Annotated in this window: 17 protein-coding genes and 1 tRNA gene; 6 read left to right on the top strand and 12 right to left on the bottom strand. The window is 53.3% G+C overall.

Going from position 1 to position 18,298, the window contains the following annotated elements:
• The first annotated feature begins 11 nt into the window (after positions 1 to 11).
• Together HMY34_RS20410 and queE are read left to right on the top strand one after the other, a co-directional pair.
• On the top strand, positions 12 to 1,100 hold the full coding sequence (locus tag HMY34_RS20410; protein ID WP_202716750.1) for a 6-carboxytetrahydropterin synthase: 1,089 nt from the start codon (positions 12 to 14) through the stop codon (positions 1,098 to 1,100).
• A 121-nt stretch (positions 1,101 to 1,221) separates the two neighbouring features.
• Positions 1,222 to 1,863, top strand: coding sequence for a 7-carboxy-7-deazaguanine synthase (queE, locus tag HMY34_RS17705; RefSeq protein WP_202716749.1), 642 nt, complete (start codon positions 1,222 to 1,224; stop codon positions 1,861 to 1,863).
• A gap of 106 nt (positions 1,864 to 1,969) precedes the next feature.
• Here the strand turns inward: queE and fghA are convergent, their stop codons facing one another.
• On the bottom strand, positions 1,970 to 2,806 hold the full coding sequence (fghA, locus tag HMY34_RS17700) for an S-formylglutathione hydrolase (RefSeq protein WP_202716748.1): 837 nt from the start codon (positions 2,804 to 2,806) through the stop codon (positions 1,970 to 1,972).
• Between the two features lie 9 nt (positions 2,807 to 2,815).
• On the bottom strand, positions 2,816 to 3,925 hold the full coding sequence (locus HMY34_RS17695) for an S-(hydroxymethyl)glutathione dehydrogenase/class III alcohol dehydrogenase (RefSeq protein ID WP_202716747.1): 1,110 nt from the start codon (positions 3,923 to 3,925) through the stop codon (positions 2,816 to 2,818).
• A 94-nt stretch (positions 3,926 to 4,019) separates the two neighbouring features.
• On the opposite strand from HMY34_RS17695, the gene HMY34_RS17690 reads away from it, so the two are divergent.
• Positions 4,020 to 4,616, top strand: coding sequence for a TetR/AcrR family transcriptional regulator (locus HMY34_RS17690; RefSeq protein WP_202716746.1), 597 nt, complete (start codon positions 4,020 to 4,022; stop codon positions 4,614 to 4,616).
• Positions 4,609 to 6,633, top strand: coding sequence for an excinuclease ABC subunit UvrB (gene uvrB / locus HMY34_RS17685; RefSeq protein WP_202716745.1), 2,025 nt, complete (start codon positions 4,609 to 4,611; stop codon positions 6,631 to 6,633). Before HMY34_RS17690 ends, uvrB begins: the two co-directional genes overlap by 8 nt.
• 24 nt (positions 6,634 to 6,657) lie before the next feature.
• Here uvrB and HMY34_RS17680 read toward each other — a convergent pair whose 3' ends face one another.
• From HMY34_RS17680 to HMY34_RS17645, 8 genes are all read right to left on the bottom strand, one after another.
• The gene (locus HMY34_RS17680) at positions 6,658 to 7,050 is read right to left on the bottom strand and encodes a hypothetical protein (RefSeq protein WP_202716744.1); all 393 of its coding nucleotides are present in this window, start codon (positions 7,048 to 7,050) and stop codon (positions 6,658 to 6,660) included.
• 63 nt (positions 7,051 to 7,113) lie between these two features.
• On the bottom strand, positions 7,114 to 8,022 hold the full coding sequence (locus HMY34_RS17675) for a selenium metabolism-associated LysR family transcriptional regulator (protein WP_202716743.1): 909 nt from the start codon (positions 8,020 to 8,022) through the stop codon (positions 7,114 to 7,116).
• A 273-nt stretch (positions 8,023 to 8,295) separates the two neighbouring features.
• Positions 8,296 to 8,508 (bottom strand): cbb3-type cytochrome oxidase assembly protein CcoS, encoded by a 213-nt coding sequence (gene ccoS, locus HMY34_RS17670; protein ID WP_202716742.1) that lies wholly within the window; start codon positions 8,506 to 8,508, stop codon positions 8,296 to 8,298.
• A 40-nt stretch (positions 8,509 to 8,548) separates the two neighbouring features.
• Positions 8,549 to 10,981 (bottom strand): heavy metal translocating P-type ATPase, encoded by a 2,433-nt coding sequence (locus HMY34_RS17665; protein WP_202716741.1) that lies wholly within the window; start codon positions 10,979 to 10,981, stop codon positions 8,549 to 8,551.
• Positions 10,982 to 10,987: 6 nt separating this feature from the next.
• On the bottom strand, positions 10,988 to 11,809 hold the full coding sequence (locus HMY34_RS17660) for a FixH family protein (RefSeq protein ID WP_202716740.1): 822 nt from the start codon (positions 11,807 to 11,809) through the stop codon (positions 10,988 to 10,990).
• A 6-nt stretch (positions 11,810 to 11,815) separates the two neighbouring features.
• Positions 11,816 to 13,216 (bottom strand): cytochrome c oxidase accessory protein CcoG, encoded by a 1,401-nt coding sequence (gene ccoG, locus HMY34_RS17655; RefSeq protein WP_202716739.1) that lies wholly within the window; start codon positions 13,214 to 13,216, stop codon positions 11,816 to 11,818.
• Between the two features lie 114 nt (positions 13,217 to 13,330).
• Complete coding sequence (gene serS / locus HMY34_RS17650) at positions 13,331 to 14,602, bottom strand: serine--tRNA ligase (RefSeq protein ID WP_202716738.1); 1,272 nt, start codon at positions 14,600 to 14,602, stop codon at positions 13,331 to 13,333.
• A gap of 100 nt (positions 14,603 to 14,702) precedes the next feature.
• A tRNA-Ser gene (locus tag HMY34_RS17645) sits at positions 14,703 to 14,790 on the bottom strand.
• Between the two features lie 138 nt (positions 14,791 to 14,928).
• Here HMY34_RS17645 and purM point away from each other — a divergent pair.
• Together purM and purN are read left to right on the top strand one after the other, a co-directional pair.
• Positions 14,929 to 15,972: a phosphoribosylformylglycinamidine cyclo-ligase gene (gene purM / locus HMY34_RS17640; RefSeq protein ID WP_202719238.1), complete on the top strand. Its 1,044-nt coding sequence runs from the start codon at positions 14,929 to 14,931 to the stop codon at positions 15,970 to 15,972.
• Positions 15,962 to 16,627, top strand: a complete 666-nt coding sequence (gene purN / locus HMY34_RS17635; RefSeq protein ID WP_202719239.1) for a phosphoribosylglycinamide formyltransferase — start codon at positions 15,962 to 15,964, stop codon at positions 16,625 to 16,627. The genes purM and purN overlap by 11 nt, the downstream gene beginning before the upstream one ends.
• Here purN and ppnP read toward each other — a convergent pair whose 3' ends face one another.
• Positions 16,628 to 16,939, bottom strand: a complete 312-nt coding sequence (ppnP, locus tag HMY34_RS17630) for a pyrimidine/purine nucleoside phosphorylase (RefSeq protein WP_202716737.1) — start codon at positions 16,937 to 16,939, stop codon at positions 16,628 to 16,630. It abuts the gene before it with no gap.
• Between the two features lie 14 nt (positions 16,940 to 16,953).
• Positions 16,954 to 18,297 carry a metalloprotease PmbA gene (gene pmbA, locus HMY34_RS17625; RefSeq protein WP_202716736.1) on the bottom strand — a complete coding sequence of 448 codons (1,344 nt, stop codon included), beginning with the start codon at positions 18,295 to 18,297 and terminating at the stop codon, positions 16,954 to 16,956.
• Position 18,298 lies beyond the last annotated feature (1 nt).

The following is an 18,298-nucleotide window of genomic DNA, read 5'->3' as shown; positions in this document are numbered from 1 at the left end:
CCCTCCATCCCATGAACGAAACCCTGTTTTACGTCGCCGCCGCCCCCTTTGAAGCCGCCTGCCGCGTCGAAAATGCCCTAGGGCAATCTCCCCTTTCCGCCGCACACCCCGCCCGTCGCCTGCACGGACACAGCTTCCTCGCCAAAGTCCGCGCCATCGGTGCAAGCTCCGTCGAAGCCCTACGCCAACAACTCGCCCACAGCGTTGCGCCACTCGACTACAACGACCTCAACCAATTCCTGCCGATGCCCACGGATGAAAACCTCGCCCGCTGGATACGCGCCCGCCTCGCCCTGCCCAGCGTCGCCTCAGTCGGCGTACAAAGCACCTTGCACCAAGGCGCAGACCTCGACCTTGCCGACAACGCCCACATCTGGCGACGCTTCCGCTTTGAAGCCGCGCACCGCCTCCCTAACGTCGCCCCCGGACACCAATGCGGACGGATGCACGGCCACGGTTTCGAGGTCATCCTCCACGCCAACCAAAACCTGCAAGCGCAAGACATGGGCGTAGACTTCGACCGCCTTGCCGCCGTCTGGCAACCGCTGCACGACCAATTGCACCACCACTGCCTCAACGACATCCCCGGTTTAGACAACCCCACCAGCGAAACCCTCGCCGCATGGCTGTGGGAACGCCTCAAGCCCGAACTCGACGCGCTCTCATGGGTCAGCGTCTACGAAACCGTCACCGCAGGCTGCCACTACGACGGGCAACATTACCGCATCTGGAAAGACCAACGCTTTGAAAGCGCCCTAACCCTCAACCGCGCCGACCCCGCTGACAGCGTGCGCCGCCTACACGGACACAGCTACTTACTACGCCTGCACCTCACCGCCCCACTCGACACCGTGATGGGCTGGACAGTCGATTACGGCGACGTAAAAACGCAATTCAACCCCATCTACAAACAGCTCGACCACCACAACCTCAACGACCTAACCGGGCTAGACGAACCCGACCCCGCCAGCGTGGCGCGTTGGATACGCACCCAAGCCACCGCAGGCTTGCCGCAACTCGACCGCATCGACCTCTACGAAACACCCGGCTGCGGCGTAGTGCTATCATGGGGTGAACACGAACCGGGATTGCCTGTATGACTTACAAAGAACCCCTCACCCCCCAGCCCCCTCTCCCTCAAGGGGCGAGGGGGAGCAAGAAAAATAAGCTCTTAGCCCCTCGCCCCTTGAGGGAGAGGGGTTGGGGTGAGGGGTATTCTTCATGACCTATTCCGTCAAAGAAATTTTCTACACCCTGCAAGGCGAAGGCTTCCACGCCGGTCGCCCCGCCATCTTTTGCCGCTTTGCCGGATGCAATCTCTGGTCAGGGCTAGAAGCCGACCGCGCCAAAGCCGTGTGCAACTTCTGCGACACCGACTTTGTAGGCGTGAATGGGATCAACGGCGGCAAATTCCGCGATGCCAAAGCCTTGGTGGCTGCCATCATCCAGCAATGGTGGATTGGTGTAAAAAAAGACATGAACCGCTTCATCGTCTTCACCGGCGGCGAACCGCTGTTGCAATTGGACAAAGCCCTGATCGACGCTTTACACCAAGAAAACTTCGAGATTGCGGTAGAAACCAACGGCACGAAACCCGCCCCCGCAGGCATCGACTGGCTCTGCGTCAGCCCCAAAGCCGACAGCGAGATCGTGCTAACGCATGGCAATGAACTGAAATTGGTGTACCCGCAACCGCTCGCCATGCCGGAACGCTTTGCAGGGCTGGACTTCCAACATTTCTACCTGCAAGCAATGGATGGAACGGCACAAGCGCAAAACACCAAGGCGGCGATTGCGTATTGTATGCAACACCCGCAATGGAAACTGAGCGTGCAAACCCACAAGTGGTTGGGAATCCCGTAGGGTGGGTGGAGCCAAAGGCGATACCCACCATCTTCAGGGATTAGGCATCATCGCCGTGACCGTGGGCAGTGGCGGTGGGTATCGCATACGCTCCACCCACCCTACGTCATGCCAACGCCCTAGCGTGCCAAGCAATATGTTCGCCGATAAACGTAGCAATGAAATGGTAGCTATGGTCATACCCCGCCTGCATCCGCAATGACAACGGCTGCTCGGCTTGCAAACACGCCGCTTGAAAAACCTCCGGCAACAATTGCCCCTCGCTAAGAAACTCATCCGCCGTGCCTTGATCAATCAAGATCTCCGACACATGCGCCCCCGCCTGCACCAAGCACGTCGCATCATACGCTTCCCACAATGCAGTATTCTCACCCAAATACGCCGCGAAACAGCCTTTACCCCACGCCCCATTCAGCGGATGGCAAATCGGCGCAAATGCCGACACCGCACGGTAAGCACCCGGATTTTTCAGCGCAGCAATCAACGCACCATGCCCACCCATTGAATGCCCGCTGATGGATTTCAGCCCCGGAATCAGCGGCAAGTTTGCCTCCACCAAATGCGGCAATTCCTCCACCACATAATCATACATGCGGAAATGCTTATCCCACGGCGGCTGAATCGCGTTGACGTAGAATCCCGCCCCTTGCCCCAGATCGTAACGTTCCGGCACATCCGGCACGTCATCACCACGCGGGCTGGTGTCGGGAATGATCAGCGCAATGCCCTGCTCGGCGGCATAACGTTGCGCCCCCGCCTTCACCCGAAAATTATCATCGGTACAGGTCAACCCCGACAGCCAATACAGCGCAGGCACATTGCCGTGCGCAGCCTGTGGCGGTAAGTACACCGAAAACGTCATCTCACAATGGCACGCCACCGAATAATGGGTGTAACGGTTGAGGTAGCCGCCAAATTCTTTAACACTTTCAATCAGCTTCATAGGCATTCCTTAGAAAATAATCACGGAACGGATACTTTCGCCGCTGTGCATCAAATCAAACGCGCGGTTGATGTCGTCCAGCGGCATGGTGTGCGTGACCATACTATCCAGCTCGATTTCGCCGCTCAGGTAACGCTCCACGTAACCCGGCAATTCAGTGCGCCCTTTCACGCCGCCGAAGGCTGAGCCTTTCCAAGTACGCCCGACCACGAGGTTGAACGGACGGGTAGCAATTTCCTGCCCAGCCCCCGCCACCCCAATCACCGTAGAAACACCCCAACCCATGTGGGTACATTCCAGCGCATCACGCATCACGTGGACATTGCCGATGCACTCGAAGGAATAATCCACGCCACCGTTGGTGATTTCCTTGATGTATTCGCTGATCGAACCGTTCACGTCTTTGGGATTAACGAAATCGGTAGCACCCAATGCTTGCGCCATTGCCCACTTGCTGGGGTTGATGTCGATGGCAATAATGCGCCCTGCTTTCGCCATGACCGCGCCTTGGATGCACGACAAACCGATGCCGCCCAAACCAAACACCGCCACGGTAGAACCCGGCTCAACCCTCGCCGTATTCAGTACCGCACCAATCCCGGTGGTCACACCACAACCCAGCAAGCAAACCTTATCCAGCGGCGCGGCAGGGTTGATTTTCGCCAGCGCAATTTCCGGCACAACGGTGTATTCCGAGAAGGTGGAACAGCCCATGTAGTGGTAAATCGACTGCCCTTTACAGGTAAATCGGCGCGTATGGTCTGGCATGTAACCCGTCCACACTGTCGAAGCGATGGATTGGCACAAATTCGATTTGGTGGAATGGCAATATTCGCATTCGCCGCACTCAGGAATGTATAGCGGGATAACGTGATCACCCGGCTTGAGGTTTTTCACCCCAGGGCCACATTCTTCGACAATACAACCACCTTCGTGACCGAGGATACACGGAAACGCGCCTTCAGGATCATCGCCGGACAACGTGAACGCATCGGTATGACACACGCCCGAAGCTACCACCCGCAGCAATACTTCACCTTCATGCGGCTTTTCAACTTCAATCTCTTCAATCACCAGTGGTTTTTTAGCTTCCCACGCCACGGCTGCACGGCATTTCATACGTTCTACTCCTAAATCATGATTCTTCAAAAATAGAATGAATGTTCATTTCTGTCAATTGCTATTTGTCAGGGGATTGGCTAGGCTTGTCGGTATGCCGTACTTAACGAAGTGTCCTACCCTACCCGAACCGATTGACTGCCGTATCCTGACCGCAGCGTTAGACTTGTTTGTCGAAAATGGCTACCACAACGTCTCCATCCACGAAGTACAAAAACGCGCACAAGTCAGCATCGGCTCAATTTACAACCACTTCGGCGGCAAAGAAGGCGTAGCGCAAGCGCTCTACAAACACATTCTCAATGAAATCGACGAATTGGTGGATGCGGTCATGGCAGAACACACCTCGCCGTGGCAGCAATGCGCCGCCATCATCCAGCAATTATTTGAACACACCGAAACCCACCGCAATATCATCGCGTTTGCGTTCCACGCCAAGCACACCGAATTCATTTCCGAAGAACCGTTGGCGTGCCGTTCCGCTCCGTTTACCAAAATGCGCCAGATCGTGCGTCAAGGCATCGACAGCGGTGATTTCGTCGCGCTCGATCCGTGGGTGGTAACATCCAGTATCTTTGGCGGGGCAATTCGCATGATCCAGTTGCGCGTGGATGGGGTAATCGAACGTCCCTTGCCTGAATACACCGCACAATTGTTGCAAACCATCCGTGCAGGCATTCACCATGACTGAAGCGCAAACCTTCCAGCTCCACACCACCTACCAGCCCGCTGGCGACCAACCGGAAGCCATCCGCTCGCTAGTCAACGGCTTAAACGACGGCTTGCTGCACCAAACCTTGCTGGGGGTAACGGGTTCAGGCAAAACCTTCACGATGGCGAACATCATCCAACAAACCCAACGCCCTGCGATTATTCTGGTACACAATAAAACGCTGGCAGCCCAGCTTTACGGCGAAATGAAGGAATTCTTCCCCAACAATGCGGTGGAATACTTCGTTTCGTACTTCGACTACTACCAGCCCGAAGCCTATGTGCCGTCCAAAGACGTGTACATCGAAAAAGATTCCGCCATCAATGACCACATCGAACAAATGCGCCTTTCCGCCACGCGCAACCTGTTCGAGCGCAAAGATGTCATTATTATCGCCACGGTTTCGTCGATTTACGGCTTGGGCGACCCCGAATCGTATTTGAAAATGTTGCTGATATTGGTGCGCGGCGACCGCATCGACCAACGCACCCTGCTGCGCCGCCTCGCGGAAATGCAATACACCCGCAACGACATTGACCTGCAACGCGGCACGTTTCGGGTACGCGGCGAAGTCATCGACATTCACCCTGCCGAATCCGATAAAGAAGCGATTCGCATCGAACTATTCGACGACGAAATCGAGAATCTCAGCTATTTCGATCCGCTAACCGGCGAAGTTCTACGCCGCGTGCCACGCCTCACGGTTTACCCAAAAACGCACTACGTCACCCCGCGTGAAGTGTTGCTGGCAGCCATCGACTACATCAAAGCCGAACTCAAAGAGCGCCTCAAAGTCTTGCGCGAAAACGACCGCCTAGTCGAAGCGCAACGTCTCGAACAACGCACCCAATACGACATCGAAATGATCGTCGAAACCGGCTACTGTTCCGGCATCGAAAACTATTCGCGCTACCTGTCGAAACGCCCTGCGGGTGAACCGCCGCCGTGCCTGTTCGATTACCTGCCGCGCAATGCCATCGTGTTCATCGACGAAGCCCACGTCACCATCCCGCAATTCGGCGGCATGTACAAAGGTGACTATTCGCGCAAAAGCACGTTGGTCGATTACGGCTTTCGCCTGCCCTCAGCACTCGACAACCGCCCACTGCGCTTTGACGAATTCGAGAAACTGATTCCGCAAGCCATCCACGTTTCCGCGACCCCCGGCACGTATGAGCTGGAACATTCCGACAATATCGCCGAACAAGTCGTGCGTCCCACCGGACTCGTCGACCCCGAAGTCGAAGTTCGCCCGATCCTCTCGCAAGTCGACAATGTGATGTCTGAAATCAGCGAACGCGCTCTACGCAACGAGCGCACGCTGGTCACAACCCTGACCAAGCGCATGGCGGAAGACCTCACCGATTACCTGATGGAACACAATATCAAGGTGCGTTACCTGCACTCCGACATCGACACCGTGGAGCGCGTCGAAATCATCCGCGACTTACGCAAAGGCGAATTCGATGCATTAATTGGCATTAACTTGCTGCGGGAAGGTCTTGATATACCAGAAGTTTCACTGGTAGCGATTTTGGATGCGGATAAGGAAGGTTTCCTGCGTTCCGAACGCTCCCTGATCCAAACCATCGGACGCGCCGCCCGCAATTCCGAAGGCAAAGCCATTCTGTACGCCGACAAAATCACCGAGTCGATGCGCAAGGCGATGGGCGAAACCAGCCGCCGCCGCGCCAAACAGCTTGTCCACAATGAAGCGCAGGGCATTACCCCGCAAACCATTCGCAAGCGCATTGCCGATGTGATGGAAGGCGCTTACGCCAATGCCACCAAGGGCAAAGGCAAAACACGCGGGGAAAAGAAGGTTGCCGAAGAGGCGGAAGAATACCGCAGCCTAACGCCCGATCAGGCGCTCAAGCAGATCAAAAAGTTGGAAGAAAAAATGTTCCAGCACGCCAAAAATTTGGAATTTGAGCAAGCGGCATCAGTGCGTGATCAGATTGGACACATCCGAGCGCGAGTGTTCGGGCTAGAGTAGGTCGGACTTCAGTTCGACAATTGGCTACGCTTTTTGCTCGAATTCAGTCTTCAACGTGGTGTAATGCTGTGCAAACATCACTTCCAACTCGTCAATCACCACCGTCGCAGTCTTGCCATGAATCACATGCGCGGTCATTAGGCTAGAGGTTTCATTCAATAAACGTTCACGCGGAATCATCGGGTAAGTAGCCGTCAAACGCTTAATCGCTTTAACAACACTTTCCTGTTCGGCGCGGGGGATAGCTTCGGGGGTGGGGAATTCGGTCATGGGTTCAGCGTCAAGCGTGGGTGAGCCTGCGAGAAATTCGGCAAACCGCATCAGGGTTGCCTGATCGTGTGAACTCATGTCGCGGTATAGCTTGCGAAGACGCTTTTCGTCGGCAGAGCCGGTTGATTGTGGCATACCGGGTAACATGGGATTTCCTATTAAATACCGAGAATCCGGGGTACAGCGAGATAAGCTGTACCCAACACGGATTTACTTTTGCTTTTTGAGATTTTCGCAGTAACCGCGTGCAAACTCCAGCAACTCTTCCATCGCACGGACTTTGAACTTTTGACGCTGGCGCACAAACGAGAAGTCACGGGTCAATGGCGGATCAAGCGGAATAGCAACCAGTGAACCAAGGCGCAATTCCTTGCCTATGCTGGCGCTAGACACGATGGAAACACCCATACCGGCTTCCACAGCACCTTTCACGGCTTCTGGGCTACCCAGTTCTAAACAGGCGTTCATTGCGTGCTTGTCCATGCCTAAGGCATACAAGTAGTCAAGAACCACTTCACGTGTGCCTGAACCTTCTTCACGGCAGATGAACGGGTATTCCAACACGTCTTTCAGCTTCACGGCAGTTTTGCTTGCCAATGCGTGCGTCGGCGGAACGATCAACACCAAATCATCTTGACGGCAGACTTCTACCAGCAAGTTTTTGTTGTTGACCATGCCTTCGACAACGCCAAGATCAATCACGTTGTTTTCCACCATCGACACAATGCCTTCGGTGTTGGAAACACGCAAACGCAATCTGACATCGGGATTCTTGGAGTTGAACTCACCCAGCAATGACGGCAGCATGTATTCGGAAATGGTCGTGCTCGCACCAATGGTTAACGAACCACTAATGTCATTCGTCATTTCACGAATGGCATTTTCCATTTCGCTGTATTGCTCGAAAATACGCTCGGAGTACTCGAATGTGATTTTCCCGGCTTCTGTGAGGGAGACGCGGTTATGCGTCCGGTCAAACAGACGGGTGTCAAACTGATCTTCCAACTGACGAATCTGGAATGTGACCGCCGGTTGCGTCATGTGCAGCACTTCTGCTGCCTTGGTGAAGCTCAACAGCCGAGCCACCGCATGAAAGACTTGTAATCTTCTATCAGCCATATGATTACCTATTCTCCTATTACCAGTCCTAGCAAACCCCACAGAGAATCCATCCTTGCCATCCCTGTTCCGGTTATCCATTCCCGGATATTTACTACTGATCAATGTTTAAAAAAATCTATCAAAAATCCCAGCGGTTATTACCAAAGGAATTTGTTATAGATAGCATAGAACAATTTTCACATTATGGTTAATGATATGTTCAGCTTTATGAATAAAATGATATAGAGATGATAAGTGGCGACGAGCGGCACATTTATGCACCCTGTCACGCTAAGCGCTTTTATCCTTTGCCTCATCCGCAACTTTCGCAGCAGGCGCTGCTTGATTGCCGGGAATACGCGGGTCATCATCATCCATCAAAATACGGTGCGCTGGCCCTTCTAAATCATCGTACTGCCCGCTTTTGACGGTGTAGATAAAGGCCACCACTACGACAATCATCACGCCGAGTGCTATTGGAATAAGCAAATACAAGGCATCCATCGCATTACACCTTAACCAAACGTATCATTGTAGACTAAGATTAATCATTTTTCAGGCGTAATGAATTAAGTACCACAACTAAAGAACTAGCAGACATCCCAATCGCCGCCATCCACGGCGCAATCATGCCGGTTGCCGCCAAAGGAATCGCCACCAGATTATAGGCAATCGTCCATAAAAAGTTCTGTTTTATAATGGTTTGCATCCGCCGCGAAGTACGCACCGCAAACGGTAGCTGCCGCAAATTTTCTGACAATAACACCATATCAGCACTGGCTTGCGCCAATTGTGAGCCACTGCCCATCGCAATCGACACGGGTGCACCTGCCAACACTGGCGCATCGTTCACCCCATCGCCGACCATTGCCACGGTAGCACCCTGCGCTTGCAAATCACGCAAATACGCCAACTTAGCATCGGGCAATTGACCGCCGTGAGCATGAGCAATCCCCAACTGCTGCGCAACCACTGCCACAACGTTCGGGGAATCACCGCTGAGCAAGGTCACTGTAACCCCCATGGCTTGCAATTCTGCCACCATTTGTGCCGCTTCAGCGCGTAACTGATCCGCGAGACTAAACACCGCTAACCAGCCAGCGTCTGAGCCGAGAAAAATTTGTGAGCGCTCACCAGCGGCGGATACGTTCGCAGGCAACGGGCAGCCTGTCAATTCTTCAACAAACGCGCGCGTACCAATGCGGTAATGCTTGCCTGCGCACACGCCTTTCACGCCGCGCCCAGATTCTGCCGTCAGATCAACGACACTGGCAGGGCTATCACTCAGACGTACAATCGCGTGAGCAACCGGGTGTTCTGAAGCCATTTCCAGCCCAGCGGCTAGTTGCTGGCATACGGCGATTGAATCAGCGCCCAAGGTTTGCACGTCAACCACTTCCAAATGCCCGTGCGTAAGCGTGCCGGTTTTATCAAAAATAATGTGATTGATTCGCGCCAAAGTTTCCAAAGCATGACCACGGGTCGTTAACACACCTTTAGACGTGAGCAAACCTGTGGCAGCAGTCAAAGCGGCTGGCGTCGCCAAAGAGAAAGCACACGGGCAAGTAATCACCAATACAGACAACGCAATCCAAAACGCTTCCGTGGGTTGGTGTTGATACCACCAAGCAAACACCGCCAGAGCTGTCACTAAAATCAGCGGCACAAAGCGCGAAGCCACTTTTTCCGCCAAGCGTGCCAATTCCGGTTTTTCGGCTTGCGCCCGCTCCAGCAAGCGGATGATAGCGGCCAGCACGGTGCTGTCGCCGACTTTATCGACGCGCATCGTCAACGGGCTTTCCATATTCACCGTGCCGCCGACCAACGCATCGCCGCATTGTTTGTGGCAAGGCAAACTTTCACCCGTCAATAGCGATTCATTGGTGCTGCTTGTGCCGGTGGTGACAACACCATCCGCAGGCACCACTTCACCCGGCTTGATTAAGACATAATCACCCAGTTCAAGCTGACTCACCGGAATCACTTCCTGCGCACCGTCACGCAAACGTGTCGCCGTGGCGGGCATTAAGCGCACCAACTCCTCCGCCACCTGACCGGATTTGTGCCGTGCCGCCATTTCCAAATAGCGACCGGTCAGCAGGAAAAACGTGAACATCGTCACCGAATCAAAATAAACTTCACCGCCGCCCGTGAACGTTGCCCAAACACTGGCAGTAAACGCAATCGCGATTGCCAACGATACCGGCACATCCATGCCAAAGCGCCCGCGCCGCACATCACGCCAAGCGGAGCTGAAAAATACTTTGGCGGAATAAAACACCACAGGCGTGGTCATTACCAGACTGATCCAGCGCAGGAAATCGCGCATTCCGGTATCCATATCCGACACTGCACCGATGTACATGGCTATCGCAATCATCATCACCTGCATCATGCCCAAGCCCGCAATGGCAATGCGACGCAAGGCCGCCGATTTTTCCTTTTTTTGCAGGGATTCAAGCCGACGCGGGTCAAACGGGTGTGCGTGATAGCCGATTTCGGAAATGGCTTGCAACACCTGACTCAAATGCAGGCGAGCGTTATCCCATTTCAAGGTAGCGCGGTGAGTGGAATAGTTGATGCGGAAATCCAGCACCCCATCAAGTTGCTTGACGTGATGCTCGTTGAGCCAGACGCAAGCGGCACACACAATGCCTTCGAGAATCAGCGAGGCTTCTCGGACGTTTGCGCCCGTTTCGCGTACAAACGATTTTTGCAAATCGGCGGAATCGTAAACCTGTAACTGCCGCAATGCTTCCGGCACTAAATCATCGGGCTTATCACTGATTTCAGTACGGAAACGGTAATAATCGGTGAGGTTATTGTCGACAATTGCCGTCGCTACCGCCTGACAGCCCGTGCAACACATTTCACGTTGCTGCTTATCAATACTGACGATGTAATGCGCACCGGGAGGTACGGGTTGACCGCAGTGAAAACAATTTCCAGCGGCAACCTGTAAAGCAGTTTCACTCATAATGGCTTATTGTTGCTCACCAATCCAGGTTTCGCCTTTCACTTCATGGACTTCATCGCCACGTTTGATGGTCATGACCATGCTCCAAGCGCCTGGTGCAGGCAAAGCAAGCGGTTGACCGTAGAAACCGGGTGCGGCTTCTGGTAAATCCAAGGTAACATCCAGCGCTTTATTGGAAGGGCGTAAAAAAGACACTTGCACCCGCCCGCCTGTAACAGCTTGGCCCGCTTTATCGGTCACGTGGATACGGAACATGCTGGCTTTATTGGGTTGCGGTTTTTCCAACCAACCATCGGCGACTTGCCAGCCACGTTCCTGCTGTGTTTTCAACTGGCCGATATAGTTATTATACAGGTCATATTTTTTCTGGTAGTCATTGGAAACCGTGCCGGGGAAAGCCGACGTGACATTTTGAGCACTTTCACGGCGTGGTTCGGGCAGGAACTTGCGGATAAAATCGGCACTTGCGCCACTGTTTGCCAAGGTAATAATCGTGGAATCCACAATCACGAGGATCATAAAAAAGCCAATGATAACCCCAGGCCCCCAGTGCAACCTACCGCCATCGACATCCGAGCCACGCCGATTGCCCACAATAATACCCGGCAATACCGCCGCCATGGTGAAAAAGGCGAAGTGGATGGCGAACACATCCAAACTTGCCCAATACAACACGGCTAATGGCACGTAAACCGCCAATACCACCAAAAATGTCAGCAATGAAGCCAGCTTACCGGGGCGTTTCAAGACTTTGAAAAACAACACAAACAGGGCAAGCGCCGCCAGTACGCCAACCCCTAGTGTGAATGCTATATTTTGATTTTCCATGCAACCTTACGGAGTCATAAAGTGTGAAGGGATGATGACCGGCTCTTTCACCTTGCCTTCCAACGGCGTGAGCCTGAACTGGAAGTCATGGTTTTTGCCTGCCTCACCGGGCTGCATAGTATAGCGGACTTTCGCCAAGACGCGCAGGGTTGAATCCGGTTTCACGCTCAAATCGTTGATCTGCAACTCCATTTCCGCTTTTGGCAGCCCTTCGATTGCCAAGGTATAACGCGCCGCTTCCATGGTTTTGTTATTGATTTTGACTTCGTAGCTGTTTTGAATACGCCCGTCAGAAAGGGTCACGTACAAGGGGCTACGAATCTGTACAGCGGTCACTTCCAATTGTTTGCTGCTGGCAATGCTCCACACCAGATAAATCGTTGCAAACAATGTCGCTATGCCATAACCAACAGTGCGCAACTTGAGAATTTTGGTTTTCTTGCCTTCCAAACCGTGTTCAGAGGTGTAACGGATCAGGCCACGCTTCCAGCCCTGTTTATCCATAATACCATCGCAAGCATCAATACACAGCGCACAGTGAATACAGCCGATTTGCAAACCGTTACGGATGTCGATCCCTGTGGGGCAAACTTGCACACACAAGCCACAATCCACGCAGTCGCCGTGACCTTTTTCCTGACGGAATGCCTGATCGCGCAACTCTTTCACCGGCTTGACGCGCCCGGTCGTGCCTTCACCGCGATTCATGTCATACGACACAATCATGGTATCTTGGTCAAACATAACGCTTTGGAAACGTGAGTAAGGACACATGTGCAAGCACACATATTCCTTCGCCCAACCCGCCGTCAGGTAAGTCGTGGTCATCAAAATAATGACGGTGCCGTATACCGCAGAGGGCGCAGTGCCGGTAAAAAATCCAGCCGTCAATTCAAACGCATCACCCCAGTAAAGCGCAAAACTCAAGCCTGTCCACATGGCCAATAACAGCCACAAACCATGCGTCAGACCAATCTTGCGGATCTTTTCAACATTCCACGGCTGCTTATCCAAACGCAACCGCGCTACCCGGTCGCCTTGCACCCAGCGCTCAATCCAACGGAAAGCATCCGTCCACAAGGTTTGGAAACAGAAATACCCGCAGAATACCCGCCCAAACAGCGTGGTCACAAAGAACAACAATACTGCTGCAAGGAATAACAACGCCGTCAGCCAGAAAATATCCTGCGCGTGCATCACCAAGTCGAACATGTAATAACGCCGCCCCGGAATATCAAACAAGATCGCCTGATCTGGCCCCACGGCACGTTCCCAGCGAATCCACGGCATTAAGAAAAACACCGCATAGCCCAGCAACAAAATGCCGGTTTTAATGTTGCGAAAACGCCCTTCTACCGAACGCGGTTGAAGAGATGCTTTGGGCTGGATGGCTTGTTCAATACTCATGTTGCAATATCCAATCGTTGGCGATGCCGGACGGGTTGAAAAAACTGCATGATACCTTACCCTGCGCCGTTTACATTGCGCAGAATCAAGTTAATGCAGTATTTCCCTGATATATCACAGATACTCCGCGTTACCCATATACCCACGCAAAGCGTTTGGAATGCGGATACGCCCATCGGCTTCCTGATAATTTTCCAGCACAGCAACCAAGGTGCGCCCCACTGCCAAACCAGAACCGTTCAACGTGTGCAGCAACTCTGGCTTGCCGGTTTCAGGATTGCGATAACGCGCCATCATGCGGCGTGCCTGAAAATCCCCGAAAACAGAACACGATGAAATCTCACGGTATTTTTGCTGACCCGGCAGCCAGACTTCCAGATCATAAGTTTTCATCGAGGAAAAGCCGGTATCGCCTGCACACAACACAATCACCCGGTACGGCAGCCCCAACTTTTGCAGAATCGCTTCAGCATGACCCGTCAGACTTTCCAGCGCTTGCGTGGAATCTTCCGGGCGCACCAATTGCACCATTTCCACTTTTTCAAACTGATGCTGGCGAATCAAGCCACGGGTATCCTTGCCGTAAGAACCCGCTTCGGAACGGAAACACGGCGTGTGGCAAGCGTATTTCACCGGCAATTCGGCAGCATCAATAATGGTATCGCGAGCCAGATTCGTGACCGGCACTTCAGCGGTGGGAATCAGGTAATACCCTTGTTCGCCTTCCAGCTTAAACAAATCTTCGGCAAATTTCGGCAACTGCCCCGTGCCACGCAAACTGTCCGCATTCACCATGTAGGGCACATACGCTTCGGTGTAACCGTGTTCCTGCGTGTGCGTATCGAGCATGAACTGGATCAGCGCCCGGTGCAGCCGCGCCATTGCCCCGCGCATCACCACAAAGCGTGAGCCGGTAAGTTTTGCACCCGCATCAAAATCCATCCACCCATTCGGCAAACCGAGATCAACGTGATCTTTCGGTTCAAAATCGAACGCGGTCGGCTCACCCCAGCGGCGAATTTCCACATTGGCGTTTTCATCTTTGCCGTCGGGTACAGAAACATCCAGCACATTGGGAATGCCCATCACGATGGCATCAAGTTCGGCTTGTAAACTCGCGAGTTGCTGCTCTTTTTCCTTGAGCGTATCGCCCATATCCGCAACTTCGGCAAGTAGGGGCTGAATGTCTATGCCCTTCGCTTTGGCTTGCCCAATGGCTTTGGAACGCGAGTTACGTTCATTTTGTAAGGTTTGGGTATCCACTTGTAAGGCTTTACGGCGCTCTTCGACCGCGCGGATGGTATCCACATCCAGCTTGAAACCGCGTCGCGCCAATTGTGCCGCGATTGCATCCAGATCGGTTCTTAAACTTTTTGGGTCCAACATAACTCTTGTTCCATGCGTGTATTGCAGAAATGATAGACACAAAAAAGCCTGCTGTGTAGCAGGCTTTTTATATTTGTCCGAATAATTTCGGTCAACAATATGGCGGAGAGCGAGGGATTCGAACCCCCGGAGGTATAACCCTCAACGGTTTTCAAGACCGCCGCATTCGACCACTCTGCCAGCTCTCCGAAGGATGCGTATATTACGCAAAACGTTTGACGATTTCCAGTATTTTTTCAAACAAAGGTTGGATTTTCTGTGTGTCAGCCGATGGGTGGCTATGTTAGAATCCGCTCTTTATGACTGCCCTAACCGAGACAGGCTTAATGGATTCAAGCAAACCCTCTCTGACTTACCGTGACGCTGGCGTTGATATTGATGCAGGCAACACGCTGGTAGAACGCATCAAACCCCACGCGCAACGCACCAAACGCCCTGAAATGCTCAGCGGATTGGGGGGCTTCGGCGCACTCATGTCGATCCCGTCGCACTACAAAAATCCAGTGCTGGTATCCGGTACAGATGGCGTAGGCACCAAACTCCGCCTCGCGATCGACACCGGCATTTACGACACGATCGGCATTGACTTAGTGGCAATGTGCGTCAATGACATTATCGTCAGCGGTGCAGAGCCGTTATTTTTCCTCGACTACTTCGCCACCGGCAAACTCGACGTTGACATGGCTGAAAAAGTCATTGCCGGTATCGCCGAAGGTTGCTCTCAAGCCGGTGCCGCACTCGCAGGTGGTGAAACTGCCGAAATGCCGGGCATGTACCACGGTGACGATTTCGACCTCGCAGGCTTCTGCGTCGGTGTGGTGGAACGTGACAATATTCTCGACAATTCGCGCGTACACCGCAATGACGTGCTGATTGGATTGGCTTCCAGTGGCCCGCATTCCAACGGCTATTCACTGATTCGCAAAATCATTGAAGTCAGTGGCGCGTCATTGGATGAAGCCTTCGGTGACAGCACCTTAGGGCGTACTTTACTAGAGCCGACGCGCATTTACGTCAAAGCGATTCTCGGCTTAATGCGCCGTTACGATTTGCACGCCGTCGCACACATCACGGGCGGTGGTTTAACCGAAAATTTACCGCGTGTTTTGCCTGCCCGCACCAAAGCTAAAATCAGTTTGAGTAGCTGGCAACGCCCCGAAATCTTCAACTGGTTGCAGGAAAAAGGCGGCGTGGCAGATAATGAAATGTTACGCACCTTCAACTGCGGTATCGGCATGATTTTGGTCGTCCCCGCCGATAAATCCGAAGAAATCATTAGCACTTGCCGCTTGGAAAATATCAAAGCTTGGCAAATTGGCACGATGGATGCTTCTGACAGCGATACCCCCTTCGTCCAGTATGTCGATTGATCCGCAGACAGCACTGCCTGCCTTGGTAGTGCTGATTTCAGGCAGCGGCAGCAACTTGCAAGCCATTATCAACGCGATTAAAGCCGGTCGCCTGAAAGCACGCATTGCGGCGGTGATCAGCAATCGCGCTGATGTATATGGCTTGCAACGCGCTACCGATGCCGGAATTCCGACCATCATGCTGGATCACACCACCTTTGACAGCCGCCCCGCGTTCGACCAAGCCTTGCAAGCGCAGATTGACGGTTTCGAACCGGATTTGGTGGTACTGGCGGGGTTTATGCGCATCCTCACCCCCGACTTTGTGCGCCATTACGCGGGACGAATGCTTAATATCCACCCTTCTCTATTGCCACTGTACAAAGGTATTCATACCCATCGGCGTGTATTGGAAGACGGTGGGCATGAACACGGTGTGAGCGTGCATTTCGTGACCCCAGAATTGGATGGTGGCCCGGTGATTATTCAGGCCAAAGTGCCGGTGTTACCCAGCGATACGGAACAGAGTCTGGCGCAACGGATACAAGAGCAGGAACACATCATTTACCCACGCGCTATCCAATGGTTTGTGGAAGGCAGATTAACACTGGAAGGCAATCAGGCAATGCTGGACGGGAAAGCCTTAACTCGCCCCGCCCAACACCTCAGCCATTAATCAACCGAAATGGCACACGTAGTGCAAATCTGCCAAAGTTTCAATATCGAAAGATGAATTTGCACCCACCTCAAACGATTGTCCACCGGCATAATCAACCCAAGCATCGCTGCCCGCCAAGCGCACGCGGCAGCGACCTTGTAGCAATTCCATAATCTCCGGCGCACCCGTATTAAACGTTAGGGTAGACGGTAAAATTACCCCCACGCTCTTGCGCGTGCCATCCGCCAGTGTCACGGTGTGACTGACACACTTACCCTCAAAATACACATTCGCCGTTTTAGTAACGCTGACATTCTCAAACTGACTCATACACTTCCTTTACACTATTGACCGGCAATGGTCATTTTATCAATCAAAATCGACCCAGTACGGATACTACCACGCGCATCCACATCATCCCCAATTGCGACGATGCCTTGGAACATAGCCTTCAAATTTCCGGCAATCGTCACCTCTTCCACCGGATGCACAATCATGCCGTTTTCGACCCAGTAACCCACCGCACCCCGCGAATAATCGCCAGTAATGCCATTGACACCGCTGCCAATCAATTCCGTTACCATCAATCCCGTACCCATTTGCGCCAACAAATCAGGGAAACTCACCCCCGTATCCGCCAGCAACAAATTGGTTGCGCCACTCGCACTGCCCGTGCTTTGCATTCCCAACTTGCGAGCGCTGTAACTGCCAAGGAAATAGCCTTGGATAATGCCATCTTTGACAATATCCCGCGCTTGCGTTGCCACGCCTTCGGCATCGTAGGAACGGCTGCCCAAGGCTTGACGAATCAACGGGTCTTCACGTAACTGCACGAAATCAGGAAACGCTTGTTGCCCAATCGAATTCAGCAAAAAGCTGGCTTTGCGGTATTGCGAACCACCACTGATCGCTGACACCAATTGCCCAACCAAACCCCGCGCCATTTGCGGCACAAATAATACCGGCGCTTCGCGGGTAGACAAGGAACGCGCATTCAAGCGCCGCACCGTGCGTTGCGCCGCTTCCGCGCCCACGCTATCTGCCGATTCCAGCAATCCCGGCACGCGCGACACGCTATACCAATAATCGCGTTGCATGGAGTCGCCATCTTGCGCCACCACTGAACAGCTCAAGGAATGGCGCGTGCTGTGACTAACCCCCATGAAACCGTGTGAATTCGCGTACAAACTCATGCCCGCGTAGCTATCCACACCCGCACCTTCGCTATTGGTAATGCGGGCATCGTGTTCACGCGCCACCGCTTCGGTTTGCAGCGCCATGTCAATTGCCATGTCCGCATTCAATTCCCACGGGTGGTACAAATCCAGCTTCGGAAATTCGGTTGCCATGCATTCCGCATCCGCCAAGCCGTTGAAATCATCTTCTGAGGTATAACGCGCAATCCGACACGCTGCCTCCAAGGTATCTGCCAACGCTTGCGGCGAAAAATCACCCGTCGAGGCATAGCCTTTGCGATGCCCAAAATAAACCGCGAGGTTAATGCCCTGATCGCGGTGGTATTGCAGCTTCTCCACCTGCCCCATGCGCACTTCGACCGAAAGCCCCATGCTTTTGTCGATGTCGAGTTCAGCCGCCGTCGCGCCTTTGGCTTTGGCTGCCGCCAGCACCTGCTCCGCCATCGCTTGAAATTCAGTCGAGAGGTCGAAACGGTTGTCGAGTTCAATCATG

It is taken from the genome of Thiothrix subterranea, from assembly GCF_016772315.1.
GTDB classification, from domain to species: domain Bacteria; phylum Pseudomonadota; class Gammaproteobacteria; order Thiotrichales; family Thiotrichaceae; genus Thiothrix; species Thiothrix subterranea.
This window is presented reverse-complemented; position numbering and strand designations above follow the sequence as displayed.